We start from the raw sequence: 26,994 nt of genomic DNA on the forward strand, positions 1-26,994 counted from the left end.
GCGCAGGTCTTCCAGTATACCGGGAAGCGGGGGTTCCGACGCCAGGTGCGGTAGGGACTATCCTTTCAGGGTGCGGACTTGGATGATTGCCCTGCTGGTCTGTCTCGGGACCGGCGAAGCCTGGGCGCAACCCGGGGCGACGGGGCCAATTGCGACCCTTAACGCCGAAGCGAGGGAATTCAGCGACACCGACCCCGGCCGTTCATTCGCGGCGGCCCAGAAGGCGCAGGCGGCGGCGCGGGCGGCTAAGGACGTGCGCGGCGAGGCCGAGGCGCTCAACTACGTGGCCTACGGCTACCGCAACCAGAGCCTGCTCGACCCAGCCCGCCAGGCCGCGCTCGAATCGGTGCGCCTGTACACCCTGGCCGGTGACGACTGGGGCCAGTCGCAGGGCTACAACACGCTTGGCCTGATCGAGGCCGACGATGCGCGGTATCCGGAATCGCTGGAGTATCACCTGAAGGCCCTCGCCATTCGCGAGCGGACCGGCGACAAGGAAGGCCTGGCCTATTCCAACAACAACCTGGGTAACGTGCACCGCAACATGCGCGAGTACGACAAGGCGCTGGCCCGCCACCAGCAGGGGCTCGCGCTGAAGATCGAACTGGGCATGAAGTCGAGCGAGGCGTTCTCGCACCAGAACATCGGCCTGGTCCATTACGAGATGGGCAATTACGCCGCGGCGCTCGCGGCCTACCAGCGCGCGCTCGCCATTCGCGAGGAGCTCGGTGACCGCCGCGCCATGGGCGTGTCGCTGAACGCGATCGGCCAGGTCGAAGCGCAGGCCAACCCGGCAGCGGCGCTCGGGACTTACCAACGGGCGCTGGCCTTGCGGCGCGAGAACGACGACGCCCGTGGCGAGATGGCGACCGAGTTCAACCTCGGCGAACTCCATCGCCAGTTGAAGAACCTGCCGCTGGCCCTGGCCGCCTATCAGCGCGCGCTCGCGATCGGCTCGCGCATCGATGCGCCGCTGATGCAATCGAACCTGCTCAAGGCGATGGCCGAAACCGAAGCCGAACGGGGCGACCACCGCGCAGCCTACCAGCACCAGGTCCAGTACCAGGAGGCGCGCGCGCGGATGTTCGGCGTCGAGAACGCCTCGCGCTTCCAGCGGCTGCAGATCGCGCAGGAGGCCGAGCGCCAGCAGCATCAGATCCAGCTGCTCGAGCAGCAGGGCCGCGTGCGCGATGCCGAGTTGGCGCGAACACGGATTGAACGCCTGGCGCTCGGCGTCATCGCCGGCCTGGTGATCGTCAGCCTGGGCCTGCTCTATGCGCGTTACCGGTTGAAGCGGGAGTCGGAAGCACGGTTCCGTGAGCAGGCCGAAACGCTGGCGGAGGCGCTGGAGCGCGTCCACACGTTGAAGGGCATGCTGCCGATTTGCGCGTGGTGCAAGAAGATCCGCGACGACCAGGGCTACTGGACGCAGGTCGAAGCCTACGTCTCGACCCACAGCGCGGCGGAGTTTACGCACAGCATCTGCCCGTCGTGCGCCGACACGACGCTCAATTCCCTCCCGGAGGAACCGGTGAGGTTGCAGACCAAGCGCCCGCAACGGTGAATAATAGCCAGGTGCCTCGTCTTCGTTTTGCCCCCTCCCCCACCGGCTACCTGCACGTCGGCGGCGCGCGGACGGCGCTCTTCAACTGGCTGTATGCCCGCCGCCACGGCGGCACCTTCATCCTGCGGATCGAAGACACCGACGTCGAGCGATCGCAGGCCGAGATGGTTACCGGCATTCTCGACGGGCTGCGCTGGTTGGGCATTGATTGGGACGAAGGCCCCGAAGTGGGCGGCCCGCACGCGCCGTACTACCAGTCGCAGCGCCTCGAGCGGTATCGCGCCGCAGCGAAGCAACTGCTCGACAGCGGCCAGGCGTTCGAAGACGGCGGCGCCATCCGCTTCAAGGTGCCGCCCGGAAAGACGACCTTTGCCGATAGCGTGCACGGGCCGATCGAGTTCGACAACGAGCACATCGAGAGCTTCGTAATCCTGAGGTCGGACACGCACCCGACCTATCACCTGTCGGTCGTCGTGGACGACATCGACATGGCGATCACCCATGTGGTGCGCGGCGACGATCACATCTCGAACACGCCGAAGCAGGTGCTGCTTTACAACGCGCTCGGCCAGACGCCGCCGACGTTCGCGCACGTGCCCCTGATCATGGGCGCCGACAAGCAGCGCCTCAGCAAGCGCCACGGCGCGACCTCGGTGATGGAGTACGAGAAGCTCGGCTACCTGCCCGAGGCGATGTTCAACTTTCTGGCGCTGCTCGGCTGGGGCACGGGAAGCAACGACGAGCTGCTCACCAAAAACGAGCTGGTCCAGCGCTTCAACCTCGAGGGGATCAGCGGCGGCAACGCGGTGTTCAATACCGAGAAGCTCGACTGGTTCAACCACCAGTACCTGCTGAAGTTGTCGGATGCCGAACTGATCGCACGGCTTGGGCTCGAAGGCGATGCGGGATGGCTGTCGAAAGTGCTCGCGCTGCTGCGTCCACGTTGCAAAAAGCTGACGGACTTCCGCGATCAGAGCGCGCCCTTCTTCGTCGATCCCACCGATTACGACGCCGAGGGCATCAGGAAGCACCTGTCGGCGCCCGAGGCGAAGGACCACCTGGAAGCGCTCAGGCAGGCCTATGGCGAGATGGCCGACTGGACCGAGGCCGCGCTCGAGAAGCGCCTGCGCGACCTTGCAGAGGCCCGGGGCGTGAAGGCGGCCACGCTGATTCACGGTACACGCCTGGCCATGACCGGTCGTATGGTCAGTCCAGGACTGTTCGAGATGCTGGTTCTCCTCGGTCGCGATCGGGTCATCGCGCGGCTGGGCACACTTCGTGGTCGCCTGTAACTATGAAACGACGTGACTTCATCAAACTGGTCGGCGCTTCGCCCCTTCTCGCCGGCATGACCCAATCCCCCCGCAGGGACTTCGACTTCATCATCGTCGGCGCCGGCTCCGCTGGATGCGTGCTCGCCAATCGGCTGTCGGCCGATGCCGCGGCGCGCGTGCTGCTGCTCGAGGCCGGCGGTCCGGTCAACGACGATCCGGCCCTGACGACGCCTGGACGATGGGTGTCGCTGATGGGGTCGAAGTACGACTGGGGCTACGCGACCGAGCCCGAGCCCGGCCTGCTGAACCGGCGCATCGCGTTTCCGCGCGGCAAGGTCCACGGCGGGTCGAGTGCGGTCAACGCCATGGCCTTCATCCGCGGCCACCAGTTCTGCTTCGACCGGTGGGAGCGTGACGGCAACCCGGGCTGGGGTTACGACGCGCTGCTGCCGATCTTCAAGAAGTCCGAGCGGAACGAGCTGGGCGAAACGCCGTGGCGCGGCGCCGACGGCGAGCTGGCCGTGTCGATCTGCACCGATCCGCATGCCGGCCACCGCGCCTTCCTGCAAGCGGCCGCCCAGAACGGCTACCAGCGCGACGCGCGCTTCGACTTCAACATGCCGTCGCCGGTGAACACCGCGGGGTACTACCAGAAGAACATCCTCGACGGACAGCGGCACAGCGCCGCGGACGCCTTTCTGACCCCCGTGCTGTCGCGCCCGAACCTCGAGGTGCGCTCGCACGCACAGGCGACCAAGTTAACGATCGAGAAAGGCCGATGCGTCGGTCTCGAATACCTGCGCGAGGGCAAGCCCGAACAGGCCCGCGCGACCCGGGAGGTGATTGTCTGCAGCGGCGTGATCGATTCGCCGAAGCTGTTGATGCTGTCGGGCATTGGCCCGGCCGATCAGCTGAAGGGGCTGGGCATTCCGGTCGTGGCCGATGTTCCCGGCGTGGGGCAGAACTTCCAGGACCACCTGAAGCTGTCGGTCCGCTGGAACGGCAAGACCGAGCTGCCGGGATCTACGGTCACCGCCGGACTCTTCACGCGCTCGCACTCCAGCGAGTGGGGCAATCCGCCGAACCTGCAGTTCTACGTCGGCCGCGGCGTCGAAACTCCTGACAAGTTCGTCACGATCACTGTCTCGTTGGTGCAGGCCCGATCGCGGGGCGACGTGCGGTTACGCTCGACCGATCCGCTGGCGGCGCCGATCATTCGCGCCAACTACCTGCAGGAAGAGTCGGACGTCGCGGCCCTCGTGCAGGGCGTGAAGCTGGCCCGCTGGTTTGCCGCGGCCGATGCCTATGAACCGCTGATCGCCGACGAGCTCCTGCCGGGTCCGGCAGTGAAGAGTGACGCCGACCTCGCCACGTTCGTGCGCCGTGATTCAGACACCATTTACCACGGCGCCGGCACCTGCAAAATGGGTCCTGCCGCCGATTCGATGGCTGTCGTCGATCCGACGCTGCGGGTGCGCGGTGTTCAGGGGTTGCGGGTCGCCGACGCGTCGATCATGCCCGAGGTGGTGAACGCGCCGACGCACGCGGCGGCCGTGATGATTGGCGAGAAGGCCGCCCTCTTCATCAGGACCTGAGGAGGCGCCGCAGGATCTTCCCTGACGGCGACTTGGGAATGGCGTCGGCGAACGCCACGTGGCGCAGGCGCTTGTAGTGGGCGACGTGCAATTCGACGAAGGCCTTCACCTCGTCGCCCGTCAGCGGCTCGCGCGCGACCACGATCGCCTTCGGCACCTCGCCGCACTCGTCATCGGGAACGCCGACCACGGCGGCATCGGCAATCTTCGGGTGCTTCAGGAGCACCGCTTCGAGCTCGGCGGGCGCGACCTGGAACGCCTTGACCTTGATCAGTTCCTTCAAGCGGTCCACCACCTCCAGGTAGCCCTCGGCATCGACGCGGCCGATGTCGCCGGTGTGCAGCCAGCCATCGGCATCGACGGTGAACGCGGTGGCCTCGGGGTTGTTCAGGTAGCCCTGCATCACCTGCGGCCCACGGATCCACACCTCGCCGTCATCACCTTCGAGCAGGTCCTCGCCGGTCGCCGGATCGACGATGCGCATCTCGGTTGAGGGTACGAGCAGGCCGACTTTGCCGGCGCGCTCGCCGCCGTCCGGTGTGTAGTGGGTCACCGGGCTCAACTCGGTCATGCCGTAGCCCTGCCGCACCTTGATCTTCAGCCGCTCCTCGACGGCATTCGTGATCTCGCTGCCAAGCGGTGCGGCGCCCGAGAACAGCCAGCGCAGGTTCGACAGTTTGAACTTGTCGACCATCGGGTGCTTGGCAAACGCAATCACGACCGGCGGCACGACGTGCGCGATCGCGATCGGGTAGTCCTGCAGGATCCGCAGCACCGTTTCGAGATCGAACCTCGGCAGCGTCACCACCGCGGCGCCGCGCAGCAACCCGTGGTTCATGATCACCACCATGCCGTAGATGTGAAAGAACGGCAGCACGCCCAGCAGGGCGCGGATCTCTGACGGCTCCATGGCGTCGATCTGCAGCAGGTTGGCCACCACGTTGCGATGCGTCAGCATCACGCCCTTGGGCAATCCGGTGGTGCCCGACGAATACGGCAAGACGACGATGTCGCAGTCGGGATCGATCGTGACGGCCGGCGGCTCGGCGTCAACCATGGTGGAGGCCATCGAGGGCACGCCGGCCACCTCATCAATCGTGATGATGTCAATCGTCTTGCCGGTGGCGGCGATCGCCTCGCGGGCCTTGTCAAGCAGCGCGGACGTCGTGATCAGCAGGCGCGCGGCCGCGTCGCTGAGCTGATAGGCCAGTTCCTCGGAGGTGTAGGTGGGATTGACGGTCGTCAGGACCGCGCCGAGCCGCGACACCGCGTGGAACACCACCGCGTATTCGGGCGAGTTGGGCGACCAGATGGCGACCACGTCGCGCTGGCGAATGCCGGCACGCGACAACCCGGCGGCAAAGCGGCGGGTCTGCTCGACCAACTGCGCGCAGGTGAGCACGCGGCCGGTCGCCCCCTCGATCAGGGCCGGCGCATTGCCCAGTGTGGCGGCCTTGCCGAGCACCAGGTCGTGTAGAGTGACGCGGGGAATGTCGACAGGGGAGTAGCGGCTCTGAAAGATCATGGGCGCGCCGGAGAGTATGCTGCGAAGCCAATCGCGGTCAACTGGGGAGGCAACCTCCGCCTTCGCGCCACGCGCTTCGGCGGGACAGGCGGACGGTTGCCTCCCTCTAATGTAGTGTCCGGCTTCTTGCCGGACCTTTCTCTTAGTTCGCGACCACGTCGCGCGAGACTTCGCGAACCATCTCGCCGGTCTCGCTCTCGTCCGCGACCATGGCCACGTCGGCCTGCGAGATGATGCCGCAGCAGCTGCCGCTGGCGTCAACCACGGGCAGGCGGCGCACCTGGTGTTCTTCCATCTTCGCCAGCACGTCTTCGAGCGTGGCGTCTTCGGTGACCGAGATCACCGGGTGTGACATGGCGTCCTGCGCGGTCATGGCCGAGGGGTTCTGGCCCTTGGCGACCACGCGGCAGACGATGTCGCGGTCGGTGACGACACCGACGAGCTTCTTCGCATCGTCCACGACAGGGATTTCACCGCAGTCGCATTCGACCATCAGCTTGGCAACTTCGTTCAGGGGTGTTTCCGCGGTGCAGCACTGCGGATCGGCGGTCATCAGATCTTTGGCATGGTTCGACATGGCCCTCGCTGGTGCAAGAAGCTGACCAGCGAAGGAACAGGGTGCCTAGGGTGCCTACGGTGCCTACGGTGCCAAGGGTGGGTGCCAGAGTGCCAGGGTGCTAGGTGCCAAAGTGCCTAATGTGTCGAGGGCGAGGCGAGCATCAGCCTGTTTTTCGGTGTCACATCGGCGGGGATGGTTTGCGTCCAGACGCGGTAGCCCTCCCGTTCCATTCGGACCGCGCGCATGACGTCGATGGCCAGCGGTCCGTCGAGCCAGCCCGACAGTGCCCCGGTGTCGTTGGCCGCCAGGTCGTGACAGCACGGCAACACCGCGACGCGGGCCCGGGCGGCCACCGCGCGCGCGAGCACCACGTCGGTCAACGCGCCACAGGCATGACTCGACACCACCAGATCGTCCCGATGCAGCTCGATCGCGTCGAGCGGCTGCATCTCGAACGCGACGCGTCCCGCCAGTCGTGGCCACGAGTGGACCAGCGCCTCGTGCAGCTTTGCGCATGACGACGGCAGGTGGGTGTCCACGGCGACGACGTTGGGGGAGGTGTCGTCGAGAAGCAGCAGGATCTGTCCGAGCAGGGCGTGTCCGGCGCCAAGGTCGACGACCCGTCCGCCGCGGAACAGGCGGCGGGCGCGGCGGGCGACCTCCCACGCTTCATAGAGTTCCTTTCGAGGGAGACAGCCGGCGTGACACACCGCGCGGCCAATGCCGTCGAACAGCGTCTCGCCGGGAAACCGTCCCAGGTCGTGCGCGGTCAGCCGCTCCTTCGATCCATGGGAGAACGTCGTCACGCTGTCGGAGCCTTTCTAGACAAGATGTAGCAGGCTTCACCGCTTGCGAGGCCGGCCGGCTGCCAGCCCGCGGCAATGTAGAAGCGTTCGGCCCTGGTGTCGGGACTCGTGCTGAGCCAGATCTGCTCGGCGCCGGTTTCAAACAGCCAGTCGATCATGGTCTGATGCAGCCGCCGCCCGATTCCCTGCCCCTCGAAGGTTGGATCCACGAATAGCGCCCAGACGCTCGCATGAACGCGATCGGCAACCGCAAAGCCGGCGATGCGACCGTCGATCTCCGCGACCCAGCCGCGGCCATCGTCGGTCAGGAAGGCCTGGTAGTGGTGTGGCAAGACCGAGCCGGGGTCGTCCAGTTGATTCTCGCGCACGCTGAGCCGAATGGCGTGCATCGCGGCGATGTCGCCCTCCAATGCCCGGCGGATACGCATGTCAGGTCCTAATATTGCCCAAAAGGCGGTGAATGGAGGGTCGCAGCCCTCTCGGCCCTTGCCCGTGGCCGGAATCGTCCCATATAATCGGAGGTTCCTAACCTACTGGGAGGTCGTTCAACGGTAGGACAGCAGACTCTGACTCTGCTTATCGGGGTTCGAATCCCTGCCTCCCAGCCAAACTCTTCCGTAAGGCAGACCCATCCCTACTTGTCTGAACGCGAGTTTGGGGCGAAACCTTACACGCCGCCGAGACTGACGAAATCGGCCCTCCCCTGCTCAACCGACCATCACATTTGGCGAGCCATTGGCATTCGCGCGGCCCATGCCAAATATGGCATGCTGGGTCCGAAGATGCCGGCGCCGTCTTTGAAGCCCGTGATCTGGCTCGGCGACTCGCTTCGAGAGCTCAAAGAGTTCCCGGCCGCCGTGCAGGACGAGATGGGCTATGCGATCTACCTGGCCCAGTGCGGCCAGAAGCACGTGTAGTCCAAGCCGCTGAAGGGGCTGGGGTCGGGCGTGTTGGAGGTCGTCTCGGATCAGCGCGGGGACACGTTCCGTTCGGTGTATACGGTCCGGTTCGCCGATCGTGTGTTCGTGCTACACGCGTTTCAGAAGAAATCGAAGAGCGGCATTGCGACGCCGAAGGCAGATCTCGATTTGATCAAACAGCGCCTGAAGCAGGCCACCGAAATCAGCAGGAAGAAGGAGTAGACCGATGGCGCGGAAAGACTACATCGTCGGGAGCGGCAACGTGTTCGAGGATCTCGGGCACCCGCGTCCGGCGGAGGCGCTCGCAAAGGCGGAACTCGCCCGCAAGATTGCCGAGGCGATCGATAAGCGCCGGCTGACGCAGGCCGCGGCAGCTGAATTGCTGAACCTCGATCAGCCGAAGGTGTCGGCGTTGGTCCGAGGCCGTCTGGCCGGGTTCTCGCTCGATCGGCTCGTTCGGTTGCTCGTCCTGCTGGGTAGCGACGTCGAGATCGTCGTCAAGCCGCGCGCTCGGACCGCAGGCCGGGCGCGGGTGCTGGTCGCCTAAAGCTGTCCGAAGTTTGTATACATATTTCGGACAACCAGCTTCCCCTCACGCCGCCCTAACGAGGAAGTTGCGAATTCCGTCCCTGACAGCCAGCCAACTCGTCCAGAGGAGAGACCTCTCACTCTGTAGAACGCCAGTTCTCGGTCAAACCTTACAGCTGGCCCATCACGTCGTCGGCCAAAAGATCTCGCCCTCCTGAATCTCCCGAAAGCACTCCGCAGCCGTGAGCCTACGGTGAACCGTGAGCCACTTGTTGGTGTGGCGAAAGTACGCCAGGTCGAACCTGCCGAACCCGGTAAGCGTCATCCGCGTGCGCCGGACGACGAAGTCATCCTCTGGTCGTCGGCTCCGGGCTCGATACCGGGCGGAGAGATAGAAAGCCTTGCCCCGCCATTCCGGGAACACCTCGATCGGATAATTGAAGGGGCCTGGATCGAGAGCACGAAGTTGGAGCAGTCGCGAGAACTTCGACTGGAGCCAAGCCGAGGTCCATCGGTCGATTTGCTGGCACAATAACTCGGGTACGGCCGTCGTGGTCATTGACCCTGCGCCCGGGCGATCCCCAGGGCCTTCTCGACATCCGCCACGGTGATCATCATCGTCATGGGATCGACCGGAGACTCCGCAAAGCCGTGGTGAAGGTAGAAGCGTTTCGCCTCCTCAGAAATGGCGTGGAGCAGGATCGCGCGGATGCCCACGGTTTCGGCCACGGTGAGCGTTCGCAGGAGTGCATCCCGGAGAAGTGCGGAACCGAGGCCACTCCCTTGATGCGCCCGATCGACGGCCAGCCGAACGAGGACCATGACCGGGATCGGCTCCGGCATGTTGCGCCGCACCTTGCCAGTCGCTTCGGCGTGAGCGACGGCGCCGGTGGTCAATGCGTAGTAGCCGACGACACGTCCGTCGCCGATGACCACGAAGGTCCGCGAAGCACGGCTACTCTCATTCTGCAATGCTCGACGTTTCAGCCAGTCGTTCAGTTCAGGGGAGGCGCAGTCGAACGCCGAAACGTCGTGCTCGCTGGTGAGATGCTGCGGAGCACTGATCGGACCGCTCATCGCTCCCAAGGCGCGCGCTTGGCGAGCAGCTTGCGCAGACGCGGGTTATCAGCCGGCGGAGCATCGAGCGCCTTGGCAAACCGTCGGAATGTCGCCTCGTCCAGATGGAACAGCCGGCGATCCAGAAGAACGGACTGGGCCTCACGGGTGGCGGCGTCCAGCATGAACTCTGTCCGGTCTTTCCCCAGCGCCTCAGCGGCCCGATCGATCAGCGTGCGACGCGCTTCGTCGGTGCGCAAATTGATGACCCTAGTTCGTGCTGTCACGGTTGCCATGATGAACTCCTGCTGTTTCGGCGGCCGAATGTCGTTGTCACAACGATAGCTGGGCGTATACACATTGTCAACACACCGGCCGGGTCGGACGCGGCCCGTTCACGGCCGTTCCGATCCGATATCTGTAGACATCTTTCGGACACGCCTATACACGGTCGTCGTCGACCCGCCGGGCGGGCCGGGTGCTGGTCGCCTGAGTCGGTCCGAGATCTGTATACCAAACACCAAGCCACTTCATTCGGCGTCTAAAAGTAGTGCGGCGCACTCGTTGTAACATCGACCCATGACGAACCGTAGGCGTCGGTTGGCCGACGCGGGCGTACTATGGGTGTGGCTGCTTTGGGGCCACGCGTTGCTGCCCGGGTTCAAGCTGGACGCGCAGGCCCTGCAGGGGACACTCGCCGGCACCGTACGGGACTCCAGTGGGGCAGCGCTTCCCGGGGTCGGCGTGACGATCGAGTCGCAGCCAGCCGGCACGCTCCGAAATGCGATCACCGATGCGGCGGGCCGATACGAAATCGGGGCGCTGCCTGCCGGTGACTATCGGCTCGAGGCGATGCTGGCCGGATTCGGCAGCCGCGAGGCGCTGGTTACGATCACCACTGGTGAGACACGCGCCCTCGACCTCACTCTCGACGTCGCGACGTTCACCGAAACCGTCACCGTGACCGTCACTCGCACCGAGCAGGACCGGTCGACGGTGCCCAATGCGGTCTCGGTGATCGAAGGCGATGTGATTCAGGCGTTCCAGCGCCGTGCCTCTCCCGCTGAGGCGTTTGCCGGCATTCCCGGCTTCTATGTCGAAAACCGCCGCAACTACAGCCTGTCGGGCGGCGTCCGCTTTGCGATTCGCGCGCCGATGCCACGCTTCGGGATGCGCGGCGTGCAAATCATCCAGGACGGCGTGCCGATGACCATGGCCGATGGCACGACGGAGCCGACCAACATCGATCTCGGATCGCTGGGACGAGTGGAAGTGCTCCGCGGGCCGAGCTCGGTCTTGTACGGCAACTCCGCAGGCGGCGTCATTGCCCTGCAGACCGAGTTCCCGCCCGCCGGACGCATTGCCGTTCAGCCCGACGTGCAGTGGGGCAGCTATGGGTATCAGCAGCAGCAGGTGAAGGTGGCCGGCGCGACGCCGAAGGCAAGCTACCTCGTCAACGCGAGCCGGATGGAATCCGACGGGTTCCGCCTGCACAGCGTCGCTGAAGTTCGGCGCGCCAACGTGGTAGTGCGGGTCGCGCCCTCGAGCGCGACCGAGATTCGAGGCGTCTTCAACCTTTACGATCTGCCGTTCGGCGAAAGCGCCAGTACCGTCACGCTGGCCGATGCCCGGAACAACCCACAGAGCGTTCGGCCGCAAGCGTTCACGCAGGGTTGGGGCGAGTCCACCACGCAACAGCAGGCCGGCTTGACGTTGCAGCATCAGATCTCGGACGGTCACGTCTTGCGCGCCACGGCCTGGGGGGTGTGGCGGGATGTCTGGAATCCAATCCCGGCTGCCATCGTCACCGTGGATCGCCGCGCCGCCGGTATCCGCTCCGAGTATGCCGGGGCGGCGACCGCGTGGTCGCTGCCGGTCACGTGGACGACGGGGTTCGACATCTCGATGCAGCACGACGAGCGCGCGGAGTACGGGAACAACGGCGTCCCTCCGGGTGGCGGAATGGCGCAGGAGGGGGCCTTGCGTCTGGCCCAGCTCGAGGAGGTGCGGTCCGTCAGCCCATTCGTGCACCTCACCGCGCGGCTGGGCGAGCGGTGGAACCTGGTCGGCGGCGCCAGGTACGACCGCTTCCGCTTCCGCGCCACCGATCGATTCCTGACCAACGGCGACCAGTCCGGCGAACGCACCCTCGACGCCGTGAGCCCGATGGTGGGCGTGACCTTCGTGCCATCACGGTGGCTGAACCTGTACTCGAACCTCGCTACCGCGTATCAAACCCCCACCACCGTGGAACTCTCGAACCGGCCGACGGACGAAGGGGGATTCAACCCGGACCTCGGCCCTGAGGACCTGCGGAGCTTCGAGATGGGCGCACGAGGCACCATCGAGCCGTGGCGGCTCCGCTTCGAGGTGGCCGGCTATTTCTCGACGCTCGACAACGCCATCGTCCGTTTTCAGCGCCCGGATGAACAGGCGTACTTCAGGAACGCCGGCGAGGTGACGCGCAACGGCCTCGAGGTGCTCTTCGAGTGGGCGCCGACCGAGAGGTTGAAGGGGCGATTCGCCTATACGCTGCAGGACTTCCATTACGGCGGCTTTGTCGCACCCGAAGGCAACTTCACCGACAAGACCGAGCCTGGTGCTCCGCCGCACCAGGTGGTGCTGGGGGCTACCTACGAGGCGCCGTTCGGGCTGTTCACCGCCGCGCAGTACCGGTTCGTCGATGCGTACCCGGTGAACAGCGCGAACACCATCGACAACTGGTCATATCGAGTGGTCGACGTGCGGCTGGGGCTCGACCGCCGCTGGCTGGGGATGCGCTTCCGCCCGTTCGTCAGCCTCGACAATATCTTCAACGAGCGCTACAACTCGTCGGCCATCGTCAACTCGATCGGCAATCGATTTTTCGAGCCATCGCCCGGCCGGGAGTTCGCGGTTGGCCTGACCCTTGGCATCGATCGGTTCTGACGAGCGCGGGGGGAAATGATGAAACGGGCGGTGATGCCGGGTCGCACGGGCGCGGTCGCCTGGGTTGGCCTGATCGTGGTACTCGCAGCTGTTACGGCCGCATGCCGGGGTCGGGACCAGCCGCCGGCTCAGGGCGGCACCGGTGCACCTTCAGCAGCACAGGGCGCGGCGTCCTCGGCGGCTGAGCCGAACGATGCAGTGGGCGCGGTGACCGATGAGTTGCTTCGCGAGGGGCATCGTGCACGGACCGCCACCTGGCCCACGTATGGCGGCGATTGGGGCCAGACGCGCTACTCGCCTCTCGCGCAGATCAATCGCAGCACCGTAAAGCGGCTGCGGCCCGCCTGGATCGCGCAGACCGGTATCGTCGGGTCATTCGAGAACACGCCCGTCGTGCTCGGCCGTGAGATGTATGTCAGCACGCCCGGAGAAGGCGGCGTGCAGCGGGTCATCCGCCTCGATTCGACGACCGGCGAAGTTACCTGGCAAGTGGGCGTGCAGGGCAAAGCGGCAAGCGATCAGGCGGCCACCGAAGATCTGCACCTGCCCACGCACTTCGGGCCCAATCGGGGCGTGGCCGTGTATGGCACCCGCGTTTACGTCGGGACCCTCAACGGCACGCTGTTGGCGCTGGACCGTGCGACGGGGCAGAAGGCTTTCGAGGTGAAGACCGCATCGCCACGCCTCACGGGTGCGCCGGTCGCCGCTCGCGGCCTCATTATTCAAGGCATCTCGTTCGTGGACCGGGGCATGGTGCAGGCGTTCGACGCGAACACCGGCGCATTGAGCTGGACCTGGCATGCGATCCCGTCGCCCGAGGAGGGCGGCTGGTGGGGCGATTTCGTGGAGACCATGCCGGGGAATCCCGCCATCAGCCTCAACCGCGACATCGCGTGGGAGAAGGCCAACCGTGAGCGGTTGCGGGACGGCTGGAAGACCGGGGGGGCCAGCGCGCCGATGACGCCGACGGTGGACGCCGCGCGCGGACTGGTGTACGTGGCCACAGGCGGACCCGATCCCACGGCCTTTCCACCGCCGTCCGAGCCGCATCCGGGCGACATGCGCTGGACCAACTCGGTGTGTGCGCTCCGCATCGAAGACGGCTCGATGGTCTGGTGCTATCAGTTTCTGCCGCATGACATTTGGGGCGCATCGGGTCCGACGCCGCCCATCCTGTTCAACCTCGTCCGTGATGGACGCGCGCAGGACGTCGTGGGCAAATTCACCGGCATGGCCAACCTCTACGTGCTGGATGCGGAGAAGGGCACCCTGGTCACGCGGTCCGACAACTACATGCCGGTGAGCGGCACGGTGGGTGGCGTCGCGGGGGCCAACATTATGCCGGGCGGCGTGGCGGGCACCATCTGGTCGCCCGGCGCCTACAGCCAGGACACTGGACTGCTCTATTCGGTGAACCAGCGCATCGAGGGTTACTTCCTGCCGCGCGAACAGCGGCGCGGCAACGAACGCTTTGGCAGCGTGGCCGCCGTCAACCCCGCGACGGGGAAGGTGGCGTGGACGCAGCGCACGGACCAGCCCCTGGCGGGCGGCGTCCTGGCCACGGCCGGCGGACTGGTGTTCGCGGGCCGAACGTCGGGCTGGTTCGACGCGTATGACGCCGCCACGGGCGAGCGCGTATGGAGCTTCCGGATGGGGGCGGGCTGCAACTCCGCGCCGATGACCTACCAGGTGGGCGGGCGGCAGTACGTGGCACTCTCGTGCGGTGGCCACGGGTTGCTGGACCCGCAGGGGGGCGACACGGTCGTGGCGTTTGCCCTGCCCGACTGAAAACACGAGTCGCGCGAGCGGCCAAGGCTGTCGTCGCGAGAACTTCGACTGGAGCCAAGCCAAGGCCCATCGGTCGATTTGCTTGCGCAATAACGCTGATACGCCGCCGTGGTCGCTGGGACCGCGACTTACGCACAGCGACCTCTTAGCCGTCTCCAAAATGTCTCCGCTTCAGACTCGATTTCGGCCTGCCGTAGCGGCCCAATCGCAGCCATCGTGTGAGCCACTTCGTCGGGCGCCTTCGAGTGTTTGCGCTGCTCGAGTCGATTAACCTAAGCAGAACGTCGCGATCACCGGAGGACACTGTGCCCAACGTCGTACCGATTCCGAGGAGGCCGGCGAGCGATCGACCTGTCATGCCTGGGTGGCAGGGCTCACCCTGGAAGATTTGCCGCGAGGGATTTCCCGATTGCGAAATCGCGTGATCGGCCGCACTTTTCACGCGCTGGGTCTGATCGAGCAATGGGGCAGCGGCATTCAGCGCATGACTGCTGCCTGCCGCGATGCTGGGCTGGCACCGCCGACGCTCGAGGAGATCGGCAACCGATTCAGGGTGACGCTGTGGCTCAAGCAAGTCAGCGCCACGGCGCTCGACCAGACGGAGCAGGCCATCCTTGCCTCCCTCAGCGACGGCACTGGGCGCGTGACCAGCGAGGTCGCGAAGGCGATCGGCCTGACGCCGCGCGCCACGCGCACGCGCATGGTTCGACTGGTGGAGCGTGGGCTGGTTCGTGAGGTCGGCACCAGCCCTCAGGACCCCAAGCGACGGTATTTTCTCTCGAGCTGATAACCGAGCATTGGGTGACGCCATGAGGCACGACGACCAGGACGAAGAACGCCGCCGATGCGGCCTATGCGGAAAGGTTCTGCAACCCTACGATTCAATCTCGGTGGCCGAGGTGGGCGAACGTTGCTCCCGCTGTTTCAACACGGAGTTGGCTGAGCGACTGGGCGTCGACTTCGACGACACGCCGATTGCGCCAATCGTTGTCACCGATGTCGATGGCGTGCGGCACCGGTTCGAAATTCAATCGTGGAGGACAACATCGAGGTCGTCGGCGGCCCGCTTGCCGATGGTCGACTCGACAGTCAGGCCTCGCATGAGCCGGCGGCTGCCGTGCCCGCGGCCGTGGTCAGGCGCGGAGCCTCGAATCGAAACGCTGCCAAACGGCGGAGGCCAACCCGCTCATGATGAAAGGTCGGACTCAGTTTCCAGCCAATCTCTTCCGGTGGAGAGATCTCTCACTCCGGACGGGCGATTCCTCCCGCCCATGGCAAACCTGGCGGGCTGATCGTGACCTGCAGCATCATCGTCGTCGGCGCCTCCTGCTCGACCACGATCAGGAACGCGCCCGCGTCGGCCGCCACGTCGTAGTTCGCGAGACCGGTCAGAGCGCCGGGCACGTGCCGATGCTCGAACAGCGTGGCGGGCACACCGGCCCGGTGGGGCCCGCCGCGCACGTCGACATGCATCATGCGGTGACCGACACGGTAGAACAACTCCTGCCCGTCAGGAGACCAGATCGGCTCCGCCCCGCCGTCCGTGGAGATCTGGCACTTGTCCGACGCATCAGGGAGCGACACGACGTAGACCTCCGGCCGGCCGGATTCATCGCTGGTATACGCGAGATGCCGCCCGTCGGGCGAAAACGTCGGCCCAAACTCGTTATACCTCGTGTGCACCAGCGGTCGCGTCGCTCCGGTGGCGGCGATCAGGACCCAGATATCGGCACCGGTCTTCGGGTGGTACTCGGTGTAGACGAGCGCTGACCCGTCGGGCGACCACGCACCGGGCACCTTGTCAAATTCTGTCCGTAGGAGAGACCGCGGATCGAGGCCGCGATCGGGTTCCAGACAATAGAGATCCGCGACGCCCCCGGCGCTGGAGCTACACGTGATCGAGTCCCGACCCGGACCCCAAATCCCGGCAAATGATTTCCCGTCGAACGTCACCCGTCTGAACGCCTGGCGAACACGGTCGTAGAGCCACAGATCCGATCCGCGTCCACGACGACCGACAATTGCGGAGCGGCCATCATGAGCGATCCTGGGCTCCTCAACGACGTCGTCGCAAGGCCTCGCGTGCAGCACCCTTCCATCTCGTGCCAGCGTCAGGAGCGAGCCGGCCGGAACTTGTGCGCGACCCGCGGCGTGCACGAGAACTCCCGTTTCCGAGCACGCGGCGTGAACCGCGCCGGTTGGCGAGGTTTCAACTCCGGCCACAACCACGACCGACGCTCCGATCACGTCGCGTCTGGACGGCTCGAATGCCGCGGCCATCAACGCCCCCTGACGGCCATACATCACGGTGCGCGAATCCCAACAACGGCCATCGGTCGCGTGGTTGAGCACGATGCGATGGGCTGGGTCAGCAAGGTCCGCCACCGCGAGGCTCGCCTCGTCGAACGAGCCTGCGTCGGCATGACCGAGGGTGAACAGCACACCGCTTCCGTCAGGCAGCGCGTGCGGCCACCGGTGCGTTCGCTCGCCAGCCTCGAATCGCAGTTGCGTGAACGGGCGCGGGCTGCCCCCGTCCGGCGACACTCGCCACAGTGCCGCCGCGGGCCCCGGGGCAAAGACGATCGCGCCGGTGGAAAGCCACGTCGCGCCGCGGACCTCGCCTGCCTGAATCTCACAGATGGTCTGCGGCGGTCCGCCGCGGGTTGGAACTTTCAGCAGCTGTTTGCCACTCGTGAACCCGATCCACTCACCATCCGGCGAGAAGAATGGATTGCCAGCGCCTTCCGTCGCCGCAACCGCGATCGCGTCGACGCCGTCCAGGCTCCGTTGATACAGGCGGGGGCCCGCCGAACCGGCGGCAACATAGACGATCGTCCGGCCGTCGGGGGAGGCGGCTAATACGCGCTCGGCCCTGGGCCCGAGCGGCGCATCGGCCGGCAGCGGCATTGCCAGCCGGATGACCGGCGAGAATGGCGTCGGCGCCGCGCGATTCGACGCGTCTGATGGCCGAGCCGGGACGCGCGCCACCGGCGCCACGAACCGGTAACCACGTCGCGCCACCGTCACGATGTACCCGGCGTCACCGGGAGCCGTACCGAGGAGCCGCCGAATCGTAAACACCTGCTGCGTGAGATTCGCCTCCTCGACAACGGCGTCGGGCCACACAATCCGAAGGAGTTCGTCCTTTTCGACCGTTTGGCCGGGCCGCTCCACGAGGGCAAGCAGCACGTCAAAGGTGCGCGCCGTCATCGGCACTCGCTCGCCGTTGCGGGAAAGCGTGCGGCGCAGGCCATCGAGGCAGAACGGTCCGAATTGGTACAGCGACTCAGAAGGCTTGCCCATATTTGAGGATTTTTGAGCTTTATTAACCCTGCTGTTGAGGACGAACGGCCGCCGAACCGGGATCATACACTCCGTGGCGGGTCGTTTCTGTCAAGCGATGCCGCGCACGACTTGAAGGGAGCAGGAGCATGGCTGTTTACATGGTGGAACGGGACCTCGCGGGGATCACGATGACCGCACTCGGGGGCGCCCAGCAGGCTGCGATCACGACGTCGCAGCGCTTCACGGCCGATGGCACGCCCGTGCGGTACATCCGAAGCACGTTTGTACCTGGCGAGTCACGGTGCATGTGCCTGTTCGACGCGCAGAGCGCCGACGACGTGCGGAAGGTGAACGAGGCGGCAAAGCTGCCGTTCACGCGGATCGTCGAAGCGCTTGATCTCACGCCCGCATCATAGCGATGCGGGCACCGGCGGCACGCCGATGGGAAGGCCGTCCCCATCCGCGCTGCCCGCCGGTGCAATCTGAACGCAGACAGCCGCGACTTCTGATTTTCCCAGGTTACTGGGTCGCACGCATGGATGGCGGAACTGTCCACGACCCGTTTCAGCACGTCATGGCGGGAATTCTAAACCTGTGGGCGCGAATCTGATACGCTCTGGCCGCGCTGCGAGCCGCCACCGCGGTTCCTGCATCCACACCATGACCATCACCCGTTGCCTGCTGCTGTCACTCGCGTCGCTGGCCTGGATCGCATTGCCCGCCGCGGCCCAGACCACCCCCTGCGACAGTGCGCAGTTCAACTCGCTCACCAACGTCTGGAAGCCGCAGCCGGATCAGAACACCAGCCAGGTCACCGCCGTCGAGCTCGCCGCCGAACGGAAGCTGATGGTGCGCGTCCTGGATATGTTCAAGTCCGCCTTCGTGCCGGTTGGCGCGATCGGTCTTTACAGCGCGAACTACGACATCCTGCCGCAGGCCGTGACGAACAAGTCCCGGTATGGCAACACCTACAGCTTCGTCCTGAGCCATCACAAGATCGAGTGCCTCAACGGCAAGCCGGCCGCCCGGGACGTGTCGCTCGGGAACGTGTCGGTTCAGGTCAACACGAGCTTCGTGGACGAGGCTAACGCTCCCCGCGACACCGGCTTCAGCTTCCTGCCCCGCGGGTATTACCAGCGCAAGGACAAGACCGAGCTGCCTCAGGCCAATGATCAGGGCATCCAGGAGTTCAATTTCGGTGACGGCACGACCGTCTGGTGGCTCACGCGTGCGGGAGTCCTGCCATTCCGGGTCGTCACCAGGCGCGAGTTCCTGCAGAAGCAGATCGAGATCCTGCAATCCAGGTCCGGCACCAGCGCGCAGCGGCTGGCCTACTATCAGGGACTGCTCAGCGAATCACCCGACGGGGTCGCGATCGTCAAGGAGGTCGAGGTGAAATCGCTGAATGGGTACGCCCACGTCTTCACGACCCTGGCCGACAGGGAGAGCCGCGTCTACGTCACCGTCAATCCCGACTACTACGACCGAAGTCAACCGAAGTCGGCGCCACAGCACATCCTCATCAGGATCAGGCACGGGAGCGAGACTTTTCTCAACGCCACTGGAATCGGGGCTCGCCATCTGGAGAGCTTTCAACAGCTGCGCGAGATCGTCAGAGCCAACCTTGCCGAGCTTCGCTTGACGGTGAAGTAGGCAACTCGGCGATGGATTGCGGGGTAGAGGGAAGGGGCGGACATAGAACGCACGTCGTGGACGTGACCGAGCGCGACCTCGATGGTCAGCGGGCGCGCGTCAGAAACTTCACCATGCCGGACGCGTTCAGAAAATCGCCACGGCGGACCACGTTCCCAGTGGCGTCGAGCACGAGAACCGTTGGAATGCCCCGGACACCGTAACGCTCGCTCACCGTCGTGTCGGTGTCGACATCGATAAGCACCGGGATGTAGGACCGGGTCACGGCGTCTTCCACCGCGTCATCCGGCCAGACGTCGTGCTTCATGACGATGCAGGGCGGGCACCAATCGGCGGTGAAGTCCACCAGCACCGCCTTGTCTGTGCGCTGTGCTTCGAGAAGCGCAGACGGCAGGTCGGTCCGCCACTGGATCGACGTCGGCGGCGGCGGCGCTGCCGCCGATCGGTAGTAGAGGCCCTTCAGCATCGGCCACTGGATCACCACGACGGCCACGATGAGGCCGGCCCACAGGAATCGTTCGTGCCGCGCGCTCCATCCGCGAAGACTTGCGATCACGCGCCGCGCGCGGCCGGTGAGGGTGGTGTCACTACTGGCGACCGTTATCAGTAAGAGTCACGGTTGCGAGAGAAGGTTTCAAAAGTGCGCAGGGCGCCCGTCATGGACGAGGTGGGGCGGCGCGGCAGCTACATCCTGACGCTGGGCTATCCGCGCGCCTCCGCGGAGGCGCTGCGCGGGGTCATGGCCGGAAGGCTGAGAAGACCGCAGACGCGCCGGGTTGACGTGGAGGACGCCGCTCTTCTCTTCAATGAAGCCGCGCTTCTTGAACCGGCCCATGAAGAAGTTCACGCGTGATCGAGTGGTCCCCACCATTTCCGCGATGATGGCTTGCGGGAGGTCAGGTAGCGTGCATCGGCGCGAGCGCCGCTCATCGCAGCTCGCCAGGACGAGCAGCATGTGCGCCAGCCGCTGCTCGCTGGAGCTCAAGAGCTGATCGGTCAGGTTGGCTTCGAGACGGGCGTTGCGCGCGAAGAGGTGTGCGACGAGCCGATTCAGGAGATCTGGCTGCGTCCGGAGCAATTGAATCATGTGCCCCTTCGCAACGACGAGTACCTCGGTGGCGGTCAAGGCGATTGCGGTCTGCCGCCGCTCGGCACGGCCGACGAGCGCCTCCTCGCCCAGGAACGCGCCTGGCCCCAGGAGATCGCAGATCACCTCCTTGCCACGGCGCGCCGTCACCGCCAGCCACACCCGTCCCTGCTCGATGTACATCACGTGGTCGCACGGGTCACCCTGGAGGTAGATGGGCGCCCGGGGGCGGTAAGCGGCGACAGCGAAAGGCGTGGCCGTCAACTCGAGGAGACCGCGCACATTCCCCGAGTCTCGGTCTTTCTGATCTTGCATTGGCGGCCGCCTTTCAGGAGGTGATCTGGAGGCCTTAAAGCAAGTGTTGCGCCATTCATCGCACCCGGAAAAGGTTAGAGATCTGCGCTTCCAGGCGAGACAAACGGGTGATTTCTCTTGTCCCTGTGGAAGAATCCAAGAACCAAGAGGGACTGCATGCTGTCTGGAAACGCCTTCGCCGAAATCGCCCTGATCCTGCTGGCCGCCGCGCTGGTCGGTGCCGTCGGCACCTGGCTCCGGCAGCCCCTGATCGTGTCGTTCATCGCCGTGGGCATTCTCGTCGGGCCGGCAGGACTGGGCCTGGTGACACAGCACGAGGAGATCGCGCTGCTCGCGAGCATCGGCATTTCGCTGCTGTTGTTTGTGGTCGGCCTCAAGCTCGACTTTCAAACCATCCGAACGCTCGGCCCGGTGTCGCTGGCCACTGGTATCGGCCAGATCATCTTCACGTCGGTCATCGGGTTTCTGATCGCGGTCGCCCTGGGAATGAACCCGCTCAGCGCCACCTACGTGGCCGTCGCCCTGACGTTCTCGAGCACGATCATCATCGTCAAGCTCCTGTCGGACAAGCGGGAGATCGATGCGCTTCACGGACGCATCGCGGTCGGCTTTCTCATCGTCCAGGACATCGCGGTCATTCTCGCCATGATGGGGATCACCGCGATCGGGACCGCCGGGACCGGGGATCAGAGCCTGGCCGTCCACGCCGCGCTGGTCGTGGCCAAGGGAACCGGGTTCCTGGCGGTGATCGCGGTAATGGCCGTGTGGGTCCTTCCCGCGGTCACGACCTTGCTGGCCCGCCTGCCTGAGCTGCTGGTGCTGTCAGGCATCGCCTGGGCCGTCATGCTCGCTGCCGTCGGCGAGGCCCTGGGGCTCAGCAAGGAGGTCGGCGCATTCGTGGCCGGCGCCTCACTGGCGTCAACGCCGTATCGTGAGGCGATCGGAAGCCGGCTGGTCACGGTGCGCGACTTCCTCCTGCTGTTCTTTTTCATCGACCTGGGCGCCCGGCTTGACTTGTCGCTCCTCGGGGCCACGTTGGGCGAGGCAATGATCTTCTCGGTGTTTGTCCTGATCGGCAATCCCCTGATCGTGCTCGCGATCATGGGGCTAATGGGCTACCGCAAGCGCACCAGTTTTCTGGCCGGGCTCACGGTGGCCCAGATCAGCGAGTTCTCACTCATCCTCGGCGCTCTCGGCGTCAGCGTCGGTCATGTGCAACCGGAGACCATGGGCCTGATCACGACCGTCGGGTTGATCACGATCGGGCTCTCGACGTACATGATTATTCACTCCGCGCGTCTCTATGAGTGGCTGGCCCCCTGGCTCGGCGTCTTCGAGCGACGCGCGCCGTACCGCGAGACGGCGGCAGAGACGGCTTCTCCGCCAAGGGCGGACGTCATTGTCCTCGGCCTCGGCCGATACGGTAGCGGCATCGTGCGGCACCTGTTGCTGCGAAACCGCCGGGTCACGGGCGTCGATTTCGACCCACAGGCACTCGCGCGTTGGCGGTCAGAGGGGATCCCGGTGGTCTACGGCGATGTGAGTGACCCTGAGCTCTTTGATCACCTGCCGCTCGAAGGCGTCAGCTGGGTGATCAGCACCGCGCCGGATCCCGAAACGAGCCGGGTCTTGCTGCATCATCTTCGGGACCGGCACTACCGTGGCAAGGTGGCGGTGGCCTGTCGCACCGCGGATGAGGGCGATACGCTGCGTGTCGAGGGCGCCGATGTCCTGCTGCGGCCGTACGCGGATGCCGCCGAACAAGCCGCCGACGCCGTCACGGCGGCAGCGGACCGCTTGAGCGCGATTGCCAGCGCGGCGCCGGGCGTCCGCGAAATCAGGCTGGGATCGATTTCGAAATGGGCCGGCCATCGCATCGCCGATGTTCCGCTCCGCGAGGAATTCGGCGCGACCGTGCTGGCCGTCAGCCGCGGCGGGCGCAGCTTCCTCAGTCCCGGACCCGACTTCCAGTTGTTCCCCGGCGACCGCGTCATCCTGTCCGGCCAGCCGGCCGCCCTCGATAACGCCGTTGAATACCTTGCGCGAATCGACTATCCGGACCAGCAGGAAGACCACGATGACTTCTCAGTCGCGGAAGTGCCGGTAAGCTCGCTCCCGGCATGGATCGGACACACGATCGCGGCCCTCGACCTGCGCGCGCGGTATGGGGTCACGGTGCTCGCCGTCGGCAAGGAGCATGAAGGGCTCGATGCGCCCGATCCGCATCGGGCGTTGTCAACCAGCGACCGCGTGGTCCTGGCCGGCACGCGCGACGGCCTGCAACGCCTGCAAGCCGGCGGCGCACCACCAGCGCTTACGGCCGAGTGAAAAATCGGGCGCTTACGGGCGCTGCTCGAGACTGATCCTGATGGCCTCGTCGCCAGGCTTGTCGTGGTCGATGGTGACGGCGACCGACTCGCCCTTCTGGATGCCCGCATTAGCAAGCGTGACGGGCGCCTTGCCGCGCAGAATCTTGGTCCCGTCAACGATGACGAACACGCGGTTCGACGGCTTCTTCGTCTTCGCGTCAACGACCGTGACGTGAAGCTCCCGCACCTCGCGCACGCCGCCGCTGGCCTGCGCGTAGCGGCCGGTCTCCTGTGACACGACCGTGCCACGGTATGTCACTTCATGTGCCACGACGAGCGGCGCGAACGCGACGACCATGGCCATCGCGAGAACACCGCTGATGATCTGCTTCATGATTGCTTCTCCAAGCCGTGCGCGAACGCGCTCCGCCTCACACGGTGATGGTTTATCGCCGGGCGTTTTGTGTCAAGCCGACCTTGACAGATCCTCATGGAACGACGGACGATGCCTGTCTATGTGGTCGCGTCTCTGCACCGGTGTGCTCGTGCTGGCGATGGTTGCCAGCGGCACGACCACGTCGCAGGCGCATCTCCATGCGGCCAACGGCCACCGCGTCGCGCAGGACCGCGACCACGCGGGAGACCCAACCCAACCACTGTGGCACGCGCACGGGGCCGGCCGTCACACGCACGAACCGGCAGCATCGTCACCGGACGACGCCGCCAACGAGGCACAACCAGAAGACATCGTCTACGTCGGAGACACCGTTGCCTCATCACCGGCGACCGCCCACTGGTCGTCCCCGCTACCCGTCGGCAGTATCCTGGCGAAGAGCACGCTCGCCGTGCCCGTTCGAAGCTGGACCTCGACCGTTGGCGCCCTGCCGCCGGTTCACGCACCACCGCTGATCGCTCCCCGCTCTCCTCGCGCCCCGCCGACGTTCGCCTGCCTGTACGCCTGAGCCGCCCTCGGCTCGTTGCTGTTTCTGTCTGCAATTTTGGTTTTGAGGTGACGCCATGCGTCTTGCGATCCGCCTGTGTGCGGGAGCGCTCCTGTCGTGCTTCGCCGTCTCGGCATCGGCCCAGGTGCGGGGTCCGGCCGATCCGGTATCGATACTGACCGAAGACCAGGCCATCGAACGCCTGCTGGCGCAGGACCCCGTGGTGCGCGCGCTGCGAACCCGTGTCGACGAAGTCCGCGCCGCGTTCATCGATCGCGCGCGGTGGCCGAACCCCAGCGTCTCGTTCAACCGGGAAAGCGTGGCCGATGCGTCGGACACCTTCTACCTCGGCCGCCAGGAAATTCCCGTGTCGGGTCGGCTGGGACTGCTGCGCGACGCTGGCCAGCTCGCCGGAGAAAGCGCCGATGCCGAGGTCCGATTCGCGGTCGCCGAGCGCGTGTCGCAACTCCGCCACGCCTTCGCGGCCCTGCTCCTGGCGCAGGAGCAGGAGGCCGCGCTGCGGCAGGCGGTGACCGAACTCGCGCGCCTCGGAGACGTGCTCCGCGCGCGTGAAGAGGCCGGGGAAGGCTCGACCTACGACCGTATGCGCGGTGCCCGTGCCCTGGCAGAGCTCCAACACGAACTTGCGTCGGCAGGCATCGAGCGGGTCCGCGCTCGGGGCGCGCTCGCTACCTACGTGGCAGCCGGCGCACAGCCCGATCGGCTGGTCGCGGCGGGTGAGCTACAGGCTGAGACGCCGCTCCCCCCGGCGGAGACCTTGGTCGAACAGGCCCTGGCCGCACGCCTTGACCATCGCGCGCGTCAGTTGACGTCCACGCAGTTCGACGCCGAACGGCGCGCCGCCGAGCGCCTGCGCATCCCGGTGCCGACGTTCAGTGCCGGGCTCAAGCGTTCCGGCACGGACGGGTTGCTGCACAACGGTTACCAGTTCTCGGTCGACCTCGGCGTGCCGCTGTTCAACCGCGGGGATGGCGCCATCGTCCACGCTCAGGCCCAGGCGGACCGTGCTCGCGCCGAGGCCGAAGCATTGCGCCTTCAGATCGAGACCGACGTCCGCACGGCCCATACCTCCGTCGCGTTGCGACGGGCACAGACCGAGGCGTACCGCCGGTCGGTGGCCGACACCGCGGAGCCACTGGTGGCCACCGCGCGCGTCGCCTACGAGGAAGGCGAGCTCGGCATCCTGGAACTGCTCGATGCGACGCGACAGGCGATTGACGCCCGCCTGCGTTCGCTGGAGGCCTCCGCGCTCGCGCGCCGCGCGGCCGTCGAGCTCGACCGCGCCATCGGGAGAGAAAGGTAGTCATGTCTTACAGAGTCGTCCTCGCCCTGAGTGTCACGGCGGCGCTCGGCGCGCTTGCCGGCTGCCGATCAACGCCGCCGCCGGTGCCACCGCCTGAAGAGCCCGCGGCGATTGCCGTGACGGTGTGGTCGCCGCGTAGCGAACTCTTCATGGAGTACCCACCCCTGGTGGCTGGCGCGCAAGCGCGGTTCGCCATTCACCTGACCAATCTCGATGACTTTTCGCCGCTCCGCGAGGGGCGCGTCGTGGTCCGGTTCGAGGGTGAGACCATCACGCGCTTCGAGGTCGATGGCCCGTCGACGCCAGGTATTTTCGGGATCGATGTGACCGTGCCCGCCGCGCGCCACTACCAGATGGCCGTCGAGGTCCACGCACCAGGACTGGCCGATGAGCACCGCGTCGGTGCGGTCACGGTGCACCCGACTGCCGAGGCCGCACTGGCCGCAATCGAGGAAAGTGAAGAGGGTGCCACCGCGTTCCTCAAGGAGCAGCAGTGGACGCTCGACTTCGCGACCATGCGTATCGACGACACCGCCCGCCGCGAAGTGATCGTCGTCCCCGCCACCATCGAGCCGCGCACCGGCGGCAGCGCCGACGTGCGGGCCACGGCGGCCGGACGCATCGCCAGCGGCGGCAACCGTGCCGCCGGCAGCCGGGTCGGCCGCGGCGAGACGCTCGCGGAACTGGTGGTCCGGAACGATCGCGTCGGCGAGGGCCCGGTACTGCGCCTTGAACTATCGAGCGCCCAGGCCGAACTGCGCCTGGCCGAGCAGAACCTGTCGCGCATTGACAAGCTGGTGACGGCTGGCGCGGTCCCGACCCGCCGCCTCGACGAAGCGCGTGTGGCCCGGGACACCGCGTCGGCACGGATGAAGATTGCCGAAGAACAACTCCGGCACCTGGAGATCAGCCGCAGTGGCCAGGGTGCCGGCGAAGCGGGCGAGCGCGTGGCGTTGCGGGCGCCGATTGCGGGCATCATCGCCGAGTCGTTCGCGACGGCCGGCGCCACCGTCGAGTCCGGTGAGCTCCTCTACCGCATCGTCTCACTGGACCGCGTGCACGTGGTGGGCGCCGTGCCCGAACAGCACCTGTCACGGGTGCAGGACGCGGTCGAGGCGGAAGTCGTGGTGCCGGGCCTCGACCCGCTTCGGGCCAGCCGCCGTGTGTCGGTCGGCCGGGTCGTCGATCGGCAGGCACGATCGGTGCCCATCATCTTCGCGCTCGACAATCCGCCGGCGGCCGTCGCCATTGGCCAGGCCGTGTCGTTGCGGCTGATTGGCGCCGGCGCCGCCGGGGGCGTAACCATTCCTGCCGCCGCGGTCGTGGACGATGCGGGCCAGCCGATCGTGTTTGTGCAGGCGGGCGGCGAGAGCTTCGAGCGGCGGCCGATTCGCCTGGGCACGGCCCGTGAAGGCGGCTACGTGCAGGTCGTCGGCCTCGACGCCGGTGAGCGGATCGTGACGCGCGGGGCGCACCTCGTACGGCTCGCGGCCCTCTCGCCGCAAACACCGGGGCACGGCCATGTGCACTGATCGAA

The 26,994-nt window shown here is 66.1% G+C and carries 23 protein-coding genes, 1 tRNA gene and 2 pseudogenes; 16 read left to right on the forward strand and 10 right to left on the reverse strand.

What is annotated here, in order from left to right; genetic code table 11:
• Positions 1-70 precede the first annotated feature (70 nt).
• Genes Q8T13_06935 through Q8T13_06945 form a run of 3 tightly spaced genes read left to right on the forward strand, consistent with a single transcriptional unit; the run spans position 71 to position 4,433 of the window.
• On the forward strand, positions 71-1,564 hold the full coding sequence (locus Q8T13_06935; protein ID MDP3717483.1) for a tetratricopeptide repeat protein: 1,494 nt from the start codon (positions 71-73) through the stop codon (positions 1,562-1,564).
• An 11-nt stretch (positions 1,565-1,575) separates the two neighbouring features.
• Entirely contained in the window at positions 1,576-2,856 is a 1,281-nt protein-coding gene (gene gltX, locus Q8T13_06940; protein MDP3717484.1) for a glutamate--tRNA ligase, read from the forward strand.
• Positions 2,857-2,858: 2 nt separating this feature from the next.
• Complete coding sequence (locus tag Q8T13_06945; GenBank protein MDP3717485.1) at positions 2,859-4,433, forward strand: GMC family oxidoreductase N-terminal domain-containing protein; 1,575 nt, start codon at positions 2,859-2,861, stop codon at positions 4,431-4,433.
• Here Q8T13_06945 and Q8T13_06950 read toward each other — a convergent pair.
• From Q8T13_06950 to Q8T13_06965, 4 genes are all read right to left on the reverse strand, one after another.
• Positions 4,423-5,958: a 4-coumarate--CoA ligase family protein gene (locus Q8T13_06950; GenBank protein ID MDP3717486.1), complete on the reverse strand. Its 1,536-nt coding sequence runs from the start codon at positions 5,956-5,958 to the stop codon at positions 4,423-4,425. The genes Q8T13_06945 and Q8T13_06950 overlap by 11 nt on opposite strands.
• Positions 5,959-6,100: 142 nt before the next feature.
• Complete coding sequence (locus Q8T13_06955) at positions 6,101-6,535, reverse strand: CBS domain-containing protein (protein MDP3717487.1); 435 nt, start codon at positions 6,533-6,535, stop codon at positions 6,101-6,103.
• 116 nt (positions 6,536-6,651) lie between these two features.
• On the reverse strand, positions 6,652-7,323 hold the full coding sequence (locus Q8T13_06960; protein ID MDP3717488.1) for a methyltransferase: 672 nt from the start codon (positions 7,321-7,323) through the stop codon (positions 6,652-6,654).
• The gene (locus Q8T13_06965; GenBank protein ID MDP3717489.1) at positions 7,320-7,751 is read right to left on the reverse strand and encodes a GNAT family N-acetyltransferase; all 432 of its coding nucleotides are present in this window, start codon (positions 7,749-7,751) and stop codon (positions 7,320-7,322) included. Before Q8T13_06965 ends, Q8T13_06960 begins: the two co-directional genes overlap by 4 nt.
• Positions 7,752-7,857: 106 nt before the next feature.
• Between Q8T13_06965 and Q8T13_06970 the strand changes: the two genes are divergently transcribed.
• The 3 genes and pseudogenes from Q8T13_06970 to Q8T13_06980 all read left to right on the forward strand — a co-directional run bounded on the left by Q8T13_06970 (position 7,858) and on the right by Q8T13_06980 (position 8,790).
• A tRNA-Gln gene (locus tag Q8T13_06970) sits at positions 7,858-7,931 on the forward strand.
• 174 nt (positions 7,932-8,105) lie between these two features.
• A pseudogene (locus tag Q8T13_06975) lies at positions 8,106-8,465 on the forward strand (type II toxin-antitoxin system RelE/ParE family toxin).
• A gap of 4 nt (positions 8,466-8,469) precedes the next feature.
• Entirely contained in the window at positions 8,470-8,790 is a 321-nt protein-coding gene (locus Q8T13_06980; GenBank protein ID MDP3717490.1) for a helix-turn-helix transcriptional regulator, read from the forward strand.
• Between the two features lie 536 nt (positions 8,791-9,326).
• Here Q8T13_06980 and Q8T13_06985 read toward each other — a convergent pair.
• Both Q8T13_06985 and Q8T13_06990 read right to left on the reverse strand, forming a co-directional pair.
• Complete coding sequence (locus Q8T13_06985; GenBank protein ID MDP3717491.1) at positions 9,327-9,848, reverse strand: GNAT family N-acetyltransferase; 522 nt, start codon at positions 9,846-9,848, stop codon at positions 9,327-9,329.
• Positions 9,845-10,123, reverse strand: a complete 279-nt coding sequence (locus tag Q8T13_06990; protein MDP3717492.1) for a DUF1778 domain-containing protein — start codon at positions 10,121-10,123, stop codon at positions 9,845-9,847. The genes Q8T13_06985 and Q8T13_06990 overlap by 4 nt, the downstream gene beginning before the upstream one ends.
• Before the next feature lie 283 nt (positions 10,124-10,406).
• On the opposite strand from Q8T13_06990, the gene Q8T13_06995 reads away from it, so the two are divergent.
• From Q8T13_06995 to Q8T13_07005, 3 genes are all read left to right on the forward strand, one after another.
• The gene (locus Q8T13_06995; GenBank protein ID MDP3717493.1) at positions 10,407-12,755 is read left to right on the forward strand and encodes a TonB-dependent receptor; all 2,349 of its coding nucleotides are present in this window, start codon (positions 10,407-10,409) and stop codon (positions 12,753-12,755) included.
• Positions 12,756-12,770: 15 nt separating this feature from the next.
• Entirely contained in the window at positions 12,771-14,543 is a 1,773-nt protein-coding gene (locus tag Q8T13_07000; GenBank protein ID MDP3717494.1) for a PQQ-binding-like beta-propeller repeat protein, read from the forward strand.
• A 364-nt stretch (positions 14,544-14,907) separates the two neighbouring features.
• Positions 14,908-15,330: an ATP-binding protein gene (locus Q8T13_07005; protein MDP3717495.1), complete on the forward strand. Its 423-nt coding sequence runs from the start codon at positions 14,908-14,910 to the stop codon at positions 15,328-15,330.
• Positions 15,331-15,785: 455 nt separating this feature from the next.
• Here the strand turns inward: Q8T13_07005 and Q8T13_07010 are convergent, their stop codons facing one another.
• Entirely contained in the window at positions 15,786-17,846 is a 2,061-nt protein-coding gene (locus Q8T13_07010) for a winged helix-turn-helix domain-containing protein (GenBank protein MDP3717496.1), read from the reverse strand.
• Positions 17,847-17,974: 128 nt separating this feature from the next.
• Between Q8T13_07010 and Q8T13_07015 the strand changes: the two genes are divergently transcribed.
• Positions 17,975-18,244, forward strand: a complete 270-nt coding sequence (locus Q8T13_07015; GenBank protein ID MDP3717497.1) for a DUF4242 domain-containing protein — start codon at positions 17,975-17,977, stop codon at positions 18,242-18,244.
• 244 nt (positions 18,245-18,488) lie between these two features.
• A complete protein-coding gene (locus Q8T13_07020) occupies positions 18,489-19,481 on the forward strand; it encodes a hypothetical protein (GenBank protein MDP3717498.1) in 993 nt (330 codons plus the stop codon).
• Positions 19,482-19,566: 85 nt separating this feature from the next.
• On the opposite strand, the gene Q8T13_07025 is transcribed toward Q8T13_07020, so the two are convergent.
• Complete coding sequence (locus Q8T13_07025; GenBank protein ID MDP3717499.1) at positions 19,567-20,037, reverse strand: thioredoxin family protein; 471 nt, start codon at positions 20,035-20,037, stop codon at positions 19,567-19,569.
• A 78-nt stretch (positions 20,038-20,115) separates the two neighbouring features.
• Positions 20,116-20,883, reverse strand: coding sequence for a Crp/Fnr family transcriptional regulator (locus tag Q8T13_07030; protein ID MDP3717500.1), 768 nt, complete (start codon positions 20,881-20,883; stop codon positions 20,116-20,118).
• A gap of 156 nt (positions 20,884-21,039) precedes the next feature.
• Between Q8T13_07030 and Q8T13_07035 the strand changes: the two are divergent.
• Positions 21,040-22,662: pseudogene (locus tag Q8T13_07035) on the forward strand (cation:proton antiporter).
• Positions 22,663-22,680: 18 nt separating this feature from the next.
• Positions 22,681-23,211 carry a TrkA C-terminal domain-containing protein gene (locus Q8T13_07040; GenBank protein MDP3717501.1) on the forward strand — a complete coding sequence of 177 codons (531 nt, stop codon included), beginning with the start codon at positions 22,681-22,683 and terminating at the stop codon, positions 23,209-23,211.
• A gap of 12 nt (positions 23,212-23,223) precedes the next feature.
• On the opposite strand, the gene Q8T13_07045 is transcribed toward Q8T13_07040, so the two are convergent.
• On the reverse strand, positions 23,224-23,586 hold the full coding sequence (locus Q8T13_07045) for a hypothetical protein (GenBank protein ID MDP3717502.1): 363 nt from the start codon (positions 23,584-23,586) through the stop codon (positions 23,224-23,226).
• Positions 23,587-23,707: 121 nt separating this feature from the next.
• Between Q8T13_07045 and Q8T13_07050 the strand changes: the two genes are divergently transcribed.
• From Q8T13_07050 to Q8T13_07060, 3 genes are read left to right on the forward strand one after another with little or no spacing between them, the layout of a single operon-like run.
• The gene (locus Q8T13_07050; GenBank protein MDP3717503.1) at positions 23,708-24,154 is read left to right on the forward strand and encodes a hypothetical protein; all 447 of its coding nucleotides are present in this window, start codon (positions 23,708-23,710) and stop codon (positions 24,152-24,154) included.
• Between the two features lie 55 nt (positions 24,155-24,209).
• Positions 24,210-25,457, forward strand: a complete 1,248-nt coding sequence (locus Q8T13_07055) for a TolC family protein (GenBank protein MDP3717504.1) — start codon at positions 24,210-24,212, stop codon at positions 25,455-25,457.
• A gap of 2 nt (positions 25,458-25,459) precedes the next feature.
• Positions 25,460-26,989, forward strand: coding sequence for an efflux RND transporter periplasmic adaptor subunit (locus tag Q8T13_07060; GenBank protein MDP3717505.1), 1,530 nt, complete (start codon positions 25,460-25,462; stop codon positions 26,987-26,989).
• The last annotated feature ends 5 nt before the right edge of the window (positions 26,990-26,994 follow it).

This window comes from Acidobacteriota bacterium (assembly GCA_030697165.1).
Taxonomy (GTDB): Bacteria; Acidobacteriota; Vicinamibacteria; order Vicinamibacterales; family UBA2999; genus 12-FULL-67-14b.

Coding starts and splice junctions, on each gene's coding strand:
- Q8T13_06980 (MDP3717490.1), top strand. CDS start 8,470: ATGGCGCGGAAAGACTACATCGTCGGGAGCGGCAACGTGTTCGAGGAT.
- Q8T13_07055 (MDP3717504.1), top strand. CDS start 24,210: ATGCGTCTTGCGATCCGCCTGTGTGCGGGAGCGCTCCTGTCGTGCTTC.
- Q8T13_06985 (MDP3717491.1), bottom strand. CDS start 9,848: ATGAGCGGTCCGATCAGTGCTCCGCAGCATCTCACCAGCGAGCACGAC.
- Q8T13_06950 (MDP3717486.1), bottom strand. CDS start 5,958: ATGATCTTTCAGAGCCGCTACTCCCCTGTCGACATTCCCCGCGTCACT.
- Q8T13_07045 (MDP3717502.1), bottom strand. CDS start 23,586: ATGAAGCAGATCATCAGCGGTGTTCTCGCGATGGCCATGGTCGTCGCG.
- Q8T13_07050 (MDP3717503.1), top strand. CDS start 23,708: ATGTGGTCGCGTCTCTGCACCGGTGTGCTCGTGCTGGCGATGGTTGCC.
- Q8T13_06990 (MDP3717492.1), bottom strand. CDS start 10,123: ATGGCAACCGTGACAGCACGAACTAGGGTCATCAATTTGCGCACCGAC.
- Q8T13_07020 (MDP3717498.1), top strand. CDS start 18,489: ATGACCATCACCCGTTGCCTGCTGCTGTCACTCGCGTCGCTGGCCTGG.
- Q8T13_07030 (MDP3717500.1), bottom strand. CDS start 20,883: ATGCAAGATCAGAAAGACCGAGACTCGGGGAATGTGCGCGGTCTCCTC.
- Q8T13_07015 (MDP3717497.1), top strand. CDS start 17,975: ATGGCTGTTTACATGGTGGAACGGGACCTCGCGGGGATCACGATGACC.
- Q8T13_07000 (MDP3717494.1), top strand. CDS start 12,771: ATGATGAAACGGGCGGTGATGCCGGGTCGCACGGGCGCGGTCGCCTGG.
- Q8T13_06955 (MDP3717487.1), bottom strand. CDS start 6,535: ATGTCGAACCATGCCAAAGATCTGATGACCGCCGATCCGCAGTGCTGC.
- Q8T13_06995 (MDP3717493.1), top strand. CDS start 10,407: ATGACGAACCGTAGGCGTCGGTTGGCCGACGCGGGCGTACTATGGGTG.
- Q8T13_06945 (MDP3717485.1), top strand. CDS start 2,859: ATGAAACGACGTGACTTCATCAAACTGGTCGGCGCTTCGCCCCTTCTC.
- Q8T13_07010 (MDP3717496.1), bottom strand. CDS start 17,846: ATGGGCAAGCCTTCTGAGTCGCTGTACCAATTCGGACCGTTCTGCCTC.
- Q8T13_06965 (MDP3717489.1), bottom strand. CDS start 7,751: ATGCGTATCCGCCGGGCATTGGAGGGCGACATCGCCGCGATGCACGCC.
- Q8T13_07060 (MDP3717505.1), top strand. CDS start 25,460: ATGTCTTACAGAGTCGTCCTCGCCCTGAGTGTCACGGCGGCGCTCGGC.